Annotated in this window: 8 protein-coding genes; 3 read left to right on the top strand and 5 right to left on the bottom strand. The window is 62.3% G+C overall.

Translation table 11 applies throughout. The features are described from left to right. From VN856_RS11345 to glnA, 3 genes are all read left to right on the top strand, one after another. A partial coding sequence (locus VN856_RS11345; RefSeq protein WP_325688994.1) for a hypothetical protein occupies window positions 1–267 on the top strand: 267 nt, incomplete at its 5' end. A gap of 81 nt (window positions 268–348) precedes the next feature. Then, a complete protein-coding gene (locus tag VN856_RS11340; protein ID WP_325688992.1) occupies window positions 349–1,095 on the top strand; it encodes a glucose 1-dehydrogenase in 747 nt (248 codons plus the stop codon). Window positions 1,096–1,198: 103 nt separating this feature from the next. Beyond that, window positions 1,199–2,635 carry a type I glutamate--ammonia ligase gene (gene glnA, locus VN856_RS11335; protein WP_325688990.1) on the top strand — a complete coding sequence of 479 codons (1,437 nt, stop codon included), beginning with the start codon at window positions 1,199–1,201 and terminating at the stop codon, window positions 2,633–2,635. Window positions 2,636–2,663: 28 nt separating this feature from the next. Here glnA and VN856_RS11330 read toward each other — a convergent pair whose 3' ends face one another. From VN856_RS11330 to VN856_RS11310, 5 genes are all read right to left on the bottom strand, one after another. Further along, window positions 2,664–3,884: a class I SAM-dependent methyltransferase gene (locus VN856_RS11330; protein ID WP_325688996.1), complete on the bottom strand. Its 1,221-nt coding sequence runs from the start codon at window positions 3,882–3,884 to the stop codon at window positions 2,664–2,666. Between the two features lie 144 nt (window positions 3,885–4,028). Beyond that, window positions 4,029–5,864, bottom strand: a complete 1,836-nt coding sequence (locus VN856_RS11325) for an NAD-binding protein (RefSeq protein WP_325688988.1) — start codon at window positions 5,862–5,864, stop codon at window positions 4,029–4,031. A 187-nt stretch (window positions 5,865–6,051) separates the two neighbouring features. After that, entirely contained in the window at window positions 6,052–7,290 is a 1,239-nt protein-coding gene (locus VN856_RS11320; RefSeq protein WP_325688986.1) for a cytochrome P450, read from the bottom strand. Window positions 7,291–7,300: 10 nt separating this feature from the next. Further along, a complete protein-coding gene (locus VN856_RS11315) occupies window positions 7,301–7,585 on the bottom strand; it encodes a hypothetical protein (protein ID WP_325688985.1) in 285 nt (94 codons plus the stop codon). A 6-nt stretch (window positions 7,586–7,591) separates the two neighbouring features. After that, on the bottom strand, window positions 7,592–8,795 hold a 1,204-nt coding region (locus tag VN856_RS11310), incomplete at its 5' end, for an amidohydrolase family protein (RefSeq protein WP_325688983.1).

The following is an 8,795-nucleotide window of genomic DNA, read 5'->3' as shown; positions in this document are numbered from 1 at the left end:
CTACGGAGAAACATGAAACGTCCGGTCTTCAACGCCATTCCCGTCGCCGCTTTCGCCATTCCGGCCGCGGCGATGATCCTGGCCGCGCCTTTCGCTCACGCGCAGACTGACATCGAGGATTCCTGCAAGAAGTCCGGCGGTCAGTACACCCAGAGCCAGGTGAGCGCGCATTTCGGGCAAGACCCGCAGTTGCAGGAGACGTGCTGCACCGGCAACAAATGCACGACTTGGACTAACGGGGTCCAAGGGCCTACCTACGGCGGTTAAACCGCCTGGCTGCACGCCGCTCGCCTAACCTCTCCCTTCATGGCCGTGACAGGCCGGCCACCTGGAGCTAGGGAGATTTTCGTGGGACGAGTCGAAGGAAAAGTCGCGCTGATCACGGGTGGTGCCCGCGGAATGGGCGCCGAACACGCGCGCCTGCTGGTCAGCGAAGGCGCCAAGGTCGTGATCGGCGACGTTCTCGATGACGAAGGCCATGCTGCCGCAGAACAACTCGGCGACAGCGCACATTATCTGCGCCTGGACGTGACACAGCCGGAGCAGTGGGCTTCGGCGGTCGCCGAGACAGTGCGGCGGTTCGGGCACCTCAACGTGTTGGTGAACAATGCCGGTGTCTCGGGCCGGAAAACGTTGCGCAAGTTCGAACTCGAACGTTGGCGCCACACCCTCGACGTCAATCTGACCGGCACTTTTCTTGGCACCCAAGCCGTGGTGGATGAAATGATCCGGTCCGGCGGGGGCTCGATCGTCAACATCTCGTCGATCGAAGGGCTGCGCGGTGCCCCGTTCGCGCATGCCTACGTCGCCTCCAAGTGGGCGGTACGCGGACTGACCAAATCGACGGCGATCGAACTCGGGCGCTACAACATCCGCGTCAACTCGGTCCATCCCGGATTGATACGCACACCCATGACGGCTCATTTTCCGGACGACATCGTCGCAGCGCCGCTGGGCCGGCCCGGTGAGCCGATCGAGGTGTCCAATCTCGTCCTCTATTTGGCCAGCGACGAATCCTCCTATTCGACGGGCTCGGAGTTCGTCGTCGACGGCGGAGTCACCGCCGACACCCCCAGGAAAGATCTGGCTTCATAGCAAAAGTCGCTGGGGCGTTCGCCCCGGATGCGGGAAGCCTCGCGGCGTGCGTGAATTGTGGCACGCCGCAACGGCGCGGTTTAGCCAAGCAAAGGGGTTTTCCGTGTCCGACAAGACGCCAGACGATATCTTCAAACTCGCCAAGGACGAGCACATCGAGTATGTCGACGTCCGTTTCTGCGACCTGCCGGGCACCATGCAGCACTTCACCATTCCGATTTACGTATTCGACGAGACTGTGTTCGAGGAAGGACTGGCCTTCGACGGTTCATCAATTCGGGGGTTCCAGTCGATTCACGAATCCGACATGCTGCTGCTTCCCGATCCGGAAACCGCGACCATTGACCCGTTTCGTGCCGCCAAAACACTGATCGTGAACTTCTCGGTGCACGACCCGTTCACCCTCGAGTTGTACTCGCGCGACCCGCGCAACGTCGCCCGCAAGGCGGAGAATTATTTGGTCAGCTCGGGCATCGCCGACACCGCCTACTTCGGCCCGGAAGCCGAGTTCTACATCTTCGACTCGGTCAGTTTCGACTCGCGCACGAATGAATCCTTTTACAAGGTGGACGCCACATCTGGGTGGTGGAATACCGGGTCGGAAACCGAGTCGGACGGCAGCCCCAACCTGGGTCACAAAGTCCGCCCGAAAGGCGGGTATTTCCCGGTAGCCCCCGCCGACCACTATGTCGACCTGCGAGACGCCATGCTCACCCACCTGACGAACGCCGGTTTCAGCCTGGAGAAGGGCCACCACGAGGTGGGCAGCGGCGGCCAAGCCGAAATCAACTACAAGTTCAACACGTTGCTGCACGCGGCCGACGACCATCAGATGTTCAAGTACATCGTCAAGCAAACGGCATGGCAGGCCGGCAAATCCGTGACCTTCATGCCCAAGCCCCTGTTCGGCGACAACGGCTCCGGCATGCATTCGCACCAGTCGCTGTGGAAGGACGGCGTCCCGCTGTTCTACGACGACGCGGGATACGCCGGGCTGTCGGACATCGCGCGGCACTACATCGGCGGCCTGCTGTATCACGCGCCGTCACTGCTGGCCTTCACCAATCCCACGGTCAACTCGTACAAGCGTCTGGTGCCTGGGTATGAGGCGCCGATCAACCTGGTCTACAGCCAACGCAACCGCTCAGCCTGCGTGCGCATCCCGATCACCGGCAGCAACCCCAAGGCCAAGCGCCTGGAATTCCGATGTCCCGACGCTTCGGGTAATCCCTATCTATCCTTCGCGGCCATGATGATGGCCGGCTTGGATGGCATCAAGAACAAGATCGAGCCGCCTCCCCCGATCGACAAAGACCTCTACGAGCTCCCGCCGGAAGAAGCCGCGGACATCCCACAGGCTCCCACCCAGCTATCCGCTGTGATCGACCGGCTGGAAGAAGACCACGAATACCTCACCGAGGGCGGTGTTTTCACGCCTGACCTGATCGCGACCTGGATCAGCTACAAGCGCGACTACGAGCTCGCGCCGTACAACCTGCATCCCACCCCGTACGAATTCGCGCTGTACTACGACGTGTGAGCCGGCTAACGCGCTAACGTGCCTTGGCTCAAGGCCTCGCCGGAGTTCGGGCCATTGCCAGAAAATCGAGACGCCAAAGATTCTGAAATGCCTTACGCGCGAGATCCTCAATGACGGCGGCACCGTGCTGCCATGCGGGTTCGGCCACCACCAGCGCCGCGATCTCTCGAATAGTGCGGCGTCCATCGACAAATCGAATGAAGAGGAGCTCGATCCCGCTGAGCGGCACCCTCGCGTGCGGCATGACGACAACATCGCCTTCCAGGCGGAAAAGCGTTCGCGTCACAGGAATGTAGCCAAGAGCTTCCGCGGACGAGAAGTCGACGGTGTAGTCCGCCGTCGGCCGATCGGGGCGGCAAGCCACGAAGGCATGACTGGAATTGAGGGCATTGATGCGTTCCATCAGCGACCAGATCTTGACGTCGGGCAAGGCGTTGAGCGCTGATTTCAACCGGTCCGGCAGGGCAAGAATGTCGTGCGGGTAGTACAGCGATTTGAAGAGCCACTCCTGAAAGACCAGACCGGCCGACGTCACCAGGTCGATGCACTCCGTGACGGTGTAGCAACGCTGCCGTCCGTGCAAAAAGGTGTCCACCACGCCAGTATTGGCATCGAAGTCTGGCGAATTTTTGACATAGGTCCGTACGGGATGGTCGGGCGCGAGCAGCGGAATCGTGTCTTTGACCAATTGCACCGACGATTCGTCCTGGCCCATGCCGAGGTCGTGAAAGATCGACGCCAACATGTCGACGCCGATCCGGCCGTATTTCGCATACAGCATCACGCTCGCGACGCCGTCTCGCCGAAGGCATCCGGCCAGGGCTCGCATCCCCTGGGCTGGGTCAGCCAAGTGGTGCAGGACGCCCACGGAGACAACCAAGTCGAAGTCGAGCCCCAGCGCTGACAGCTCTTCGATCGGGAGCAGATGCGGCTCGAGGTTCTGCAGGCCGTGCTTATCTTTCAGATATTGCTGGTGATCCAGCGACGGCTGGCTGACGTCGATGGCCACGACTTTCGCCGACGGATTCTTGAACGCAAAGTATGCGGCCTGGTTGGCGCCGCAACCGGCGACCAAAATGTCCAGACCGGCGGGGTATTCGCGGTCAGGCCAGTAGACGTGATGAGCGTAGACGGGGTCCGTCGGATCCAGGTTGCCAGCGGTCCACTCCTCGACGTCGAGTGTCGGCGGCGGATACACCCATCGCTGATATTGACGCGCTACGACGTCGTCGCGCGGATCGGATCCCAGCTTCACCACCCCATAATTGACCACGGCTGCGACGGGCGTCTGCCGCTGACTATGCCCGAGGCCGCCGATTCCTAGGGTGCCAGCTACGCCGTTGATCGCCCTGCCGAGCATCTTCTCATTGGTGCAGGATCGGCAGTAGGACTGTCACTCGACGGGATCCGGCGCCCATCGCGGCCGGCGCACCTCGGGCCGCTGCGGGCCACGCGCGGCCGCGAGCGCCAACGCGCTCTCGCCGTTGATCGAAGTCATGGGTGGCGGTTGGCCCTTGCGTAGCGTCGCGATCAGCTCGCGGTACGGGCCGATGAGGTACACCGTGTCGCCGGCTTGCATTCGAGCGTCGCGGCGTGGGCGCAGCCTTACCGGCCCTTCCGGTCGGATGATCGCGATGACACGCGTCTGAGTGGACAGGTCCACCATGCGCATCCCGTCGAGCTCGCTGCCCTCCGCCACCAGCATCGCGCCAACCATGAACGAGCGCTGCCCGACCCAAAACGTGCCCAGCACCTGCAAACCCATCGCCGCGCCGATGAACCATGGCGCTGCCAGATCCACGACGGACCGCACGTTCTCGAAACCGAACTGCTGGCTCACCGCGGCGCTCAGCGTACGGCCTTGCACACGCAGCACGATCGGTACCTTGGTGTCGGATCCCAGCAGTTCCAGCAGGACGATGCCGGTTCGGATGTTCTCCATGTCGTCCTGGGTCATCACCGCGACTCCGCGGGCGCGATCGACGCGCGCCGATTCCAGCGTCTGGCGCATCGTCGAGTCGCCGAAAATCACTGGCACGTCGAGTTTGGCGACCGTCGACAGGAGGCGGTTGTTCTCGTCCTGCTCGATCACGACGACGTCATATCCGGCTGCGGCGAGGTCAGTGACAACGCGGACGCCCGTCGACCCCAGGCCGACGACGATGATGTGGTCGCGCATGCGGCGCGCCCGCCGCAGACCGGCCGTATGGACGAAGCGGCGCGACAGCAGCAGGTCCGAGATGAGCGCGACGAGGATGGCGGTAATCGTCACACCACCGAACATCAATCCGATAGCGAACCACCGCAGCACGCCGGACTGTGCCGCAAAACTGAAGTCGCCGAAGCCGACGCTGGTGATCGTCTCGGAGGTGAAGTACAACGCGTCGAGCCACGACATCCGTGGGTTGACGTAGCTGAAGCGCACCATGGTTGTCGCACCGAAAATCAGCACCAGCGTGAATATCGCCGAGGGGAAGAGCAGCGGGTTGGCGTCCTCGCGCATGGCGCGCACGGCGTCGACCGCGCGTCGCACCCTGGAGTGTCGAGAGCGGGTCGCGGTCGAGGGCGGCACCGAGATTCCGCGGGCTTCCATCTCGTCCTTCGGGCCGATCATGGAGGTCCAGTCGCCCTTGAAGATCTGTAGGTCCCGCCCCGGACACGGCACTACCTCGCCGGGGGTGGGCGAGTTCTTACCATGGACCACCGCCACCGGCGCCAGGTCTTTGTAAAGGTCGCGCAGCGTCCCATCCTTCGGCGCCTCGGACCCCCAGATAACGAATTCGACACCGGCGGTGGTGAACTGATGCGTGTTACGGGACAGGACCGCCTCGATGATCGATGGCGCCGCGAGGTCGGCGACATTCAAGATCGCGCCCGGGCCGCTGACGGCGGCAACCGCGTCACGCAGCATGTTATCTGCCAGACGCGCCACTACGCGAACATTGGGACTGAATCGCCTTGCCAATAAGGCAATTTCGAGATTCACCGCGTCATTGGGCCCGGCGCAGACCACGGCCCGCGCGCGATGCACCCCGGCGCCCAGCAGATCGGCGGCGTTGGTGATCCGGATGATCCGGGCGCCCGCGCCCCTCAGCTCATCGATGATCGTGTTCGCCAGCGGGTCGTCACCGCAGACGATGATCTCGCGGTGAAACTGAAATGCCTCGCCATCTCGCGCAGCAGCCGGCCGGCTTTTCTGCTGGCCTGCGGGCTCGGTCAGGACTGGCATGACCACTCCCATCTCCGCTGACACCTAACAGTTCACGCTTCATATGACTATCGGTTACAAATTCGGAAAGCGCCACCGGAGGCGCCGGTATAGAGTCGGCGAACAGCGCTGCGCCACAAGCGGAGTCGCCATGCAACACGGTTGACTCGAAACCGTCATGCAAGAGAAACAGAGGACGGGTAGCCGGTCAGGCGCCCATGTAGTCAACCTGCCAGTGTTTGATGCCGTTCAGCCAGCCCGACCGCAACCGCTCGGGAGCGGCCAGTGCAGTGAGTTCGGGCATCACGTCAGCGATCGCATCAAATATCACCCCGACCGTCATTCTGGCGAGGTTGGCTCCCAAGCAGTAATGGACGCCGGTGCCGCCGAAGCTCAAGTGCGGATTGGGATCCCGCAGCACATTGAATGAAAAGGGATCCTCGAACACGTCCTCGTCGAAGTTGGCCGAGCGGTAGAACAGCGCAAGCCGCTGGCCCTGTTTGATCGGGACGCCGCCGAGCTCGATATCGCGCAGCGCGGTGCGTTGAAAAGCCGTGATCGGTGTTGCCCAGCGGATGATCTCATCGGCGGCGGTCACCGGGCGTTGCGCCTTGAATGTCTCCCACTGTTCGGGATTGTCGAGGAACGCCATCATCCCTTGCGTGATCGAGTTGCGGGTCGTCTCATTGCCGGCGACCGTCAATGTCACCATGAACAAGCCGAACTCTTCATCGGAGAGTTTGTGGCCGTCGACGTCGGCGGTGATCAGATGGGTGACGATGTCATCACCGGGATGGTCGGCCTTATCGGCGGCGAGTTGCATGCCGTAGAACATCAATTCGCCGGCTGATTCGAGCGCCTTGGACCCGGCGAACTCGGGGTCCTCGTCGCCCACCATCTGGTTGGTCCAGTGAAACAGCTTCGATCGATCTTCGAAGGGGACCCCGAGCAGACCGGCGATCAACTGCAGCGGCAGCTCGCTGGCCACCTGCGCCACGAAGTCTCCGCTGCCGGCTGCGGCTGCATCCGCCACAATCTGACGAGCCCGCTGTGTCAGGTCCGCACGCAGACGATCTACCGCGCGCGGCGTGAAGCCTCGTGACACGATCTTGCGCATTCGGGTGTGCTGCGGAGCATCCATGTTGATCATCGAGAATCGCCCGGCCTCGATCTGCCCGCGTGCTGTCTCCTCGTCGACGTATCGCGGCACGATACAGTTCTGAGCGCTGGAGAATAGATCGCTGCGCCGCGACACCTCACGGATATCGCGGTGCCTGCTCACCACCCAGTAGCCGCCGTCGGTGAAACCTCCGACGCCTGCGGGTTGTTCGTTCCACCAAACCGGCGCTGCCTGTCGCAACTGACGTAGTTCCTCGGTCGGAAGTCGGGTGGCGTAGACGTCGGGATCGGTGAAGTCGAACCCATCCGGGAGTTGCGGTGTCGTCATGACGCCCTCCTCAGGCCAGCCACTGGTCAACAAGATCGGCCCATCGCCGCGAGATCGCCGTTTCCATCTCGCCGCGCTGTCGTTGCCCGCTTACGCCATCGGACTCGATGCTGCCGACCGTCAACTGCGCGACCTCGCCCACCTGATCGCGGTCCAGTCCGAGTTCCGTCAGAAAGTCGAGGTCGCGCTGCAGGTCGATCTCATCCGGCAGGTTCGAGCGGGCCAGCAGCACCGCCGCGTTCTCCTCGCCGACCTCCAGCAGGATGGCGACCAGATTCGACTTGCTGACATTCACCGGCGATCAGACTGGTCGGCGGATCGACAACTGAAGCCCGTTGTCGCGCATGATAGTTCGGCACTGCTCGGGGGTGTAGTCGAAATTCTCCAGGTCCTTGATGTACGACGCGGGGTCGGCGAGACCTTCGACGTGTGGAAAGTCTGAGCCCATCACGATCTGTTTGTCGCCCAGCAGTTTCAGCAGGCTCGCCAGTTCGTCCTCGTAGAACGGCGACACCCAAACATGGCGCTTGAACGTCTCCCGCGGGTCTTCCTGATAGATCTGCGGAATCTGGCCATAGGACTTGGTCAGCTTCTCGAAAAGGTGGAACACCCAATCCGAGCCGCTCTCAATGGAAGCCATCCGTAGATTGGGGAAACGCAGGAACAGCCCGTTGTGCAAGTGGTTGGCGAACGTGTCCTGCAAAGCGTTACCGGAGAACAGGCTCCGGAAGCCAAGGAGCGCCTGGAAGGACATCATGTAGTCCGATTCGCCCCACGCCGGCATGAATTTCGAGTAGTACGTCTCACCGGAGTGATAGCACAGCGTGATGCCGGAATCATTTACCAGTCGCCAGAAGTCGTCGAACATGGGATCACCGGGTGGGCGCATTCCGACCGCAGTCGTGATCGGGCCGGGGATCATGACGATGAAGCGTGCGTCGCGTTCCAGTGCCCACTCGAGCTCGCGGACCGCATCGTCCGGCTTGCACAAGGTGATGTAGGGCGCGGCGAAAATCCTTTCCTTATAGGCGAATCCCCAGTCCTCGTCCATCCATCGGTTGAACGCCCGGAACGTCGCGACCGTTGCGTCCAGGTCCGGCAAGAGAGCCTGCTCCATCCCGACCCCGAGAGTCGGCAACAGGATGCAGCCGGCCATGCCCTGTTCGTCCATCAACGCGAGCCGCGCGTCGCGGTCCCGATACGCCGCCGGGATCGGCTCCAAGTCGCCGAAAAGTGCATTCAGATCAGCGCCTCTTGGGTTGCGGCCACGGAAGTACTCATCGAGCGCGCCGGGCTTGCCGACTGGGTCGAATGTCGGATTCGGAATGAACCTGTTGACCCTGCCACCAACGAGGAGACGTTGCTTGCCGTCGAGTTGGGCCCACTGGATCGCCCGCTTCTTGTAGGGCGACTCGATGTGGCGGGTGAAGGCGTCCAGGGCTTCGTAATAGTGGTTGTCGCAGTCGAAGAACTGGAAGGAAAGCTGTGTCGTCATCGCGAGTGCC

Source organism: Mycobacterium sp. (genome assembly GCF_035603715.1).
GTDB lineage: Bacteria > Actinomycetota > Actinomycetes > Mycobacteriales > Mycobacteriaceae > Mycobacterium.
The sequence above is the reverse complement of the archived record's forward strand: the minus strand, read 5'-3'. Positions and strand labels throughout refer to the sequence as shown.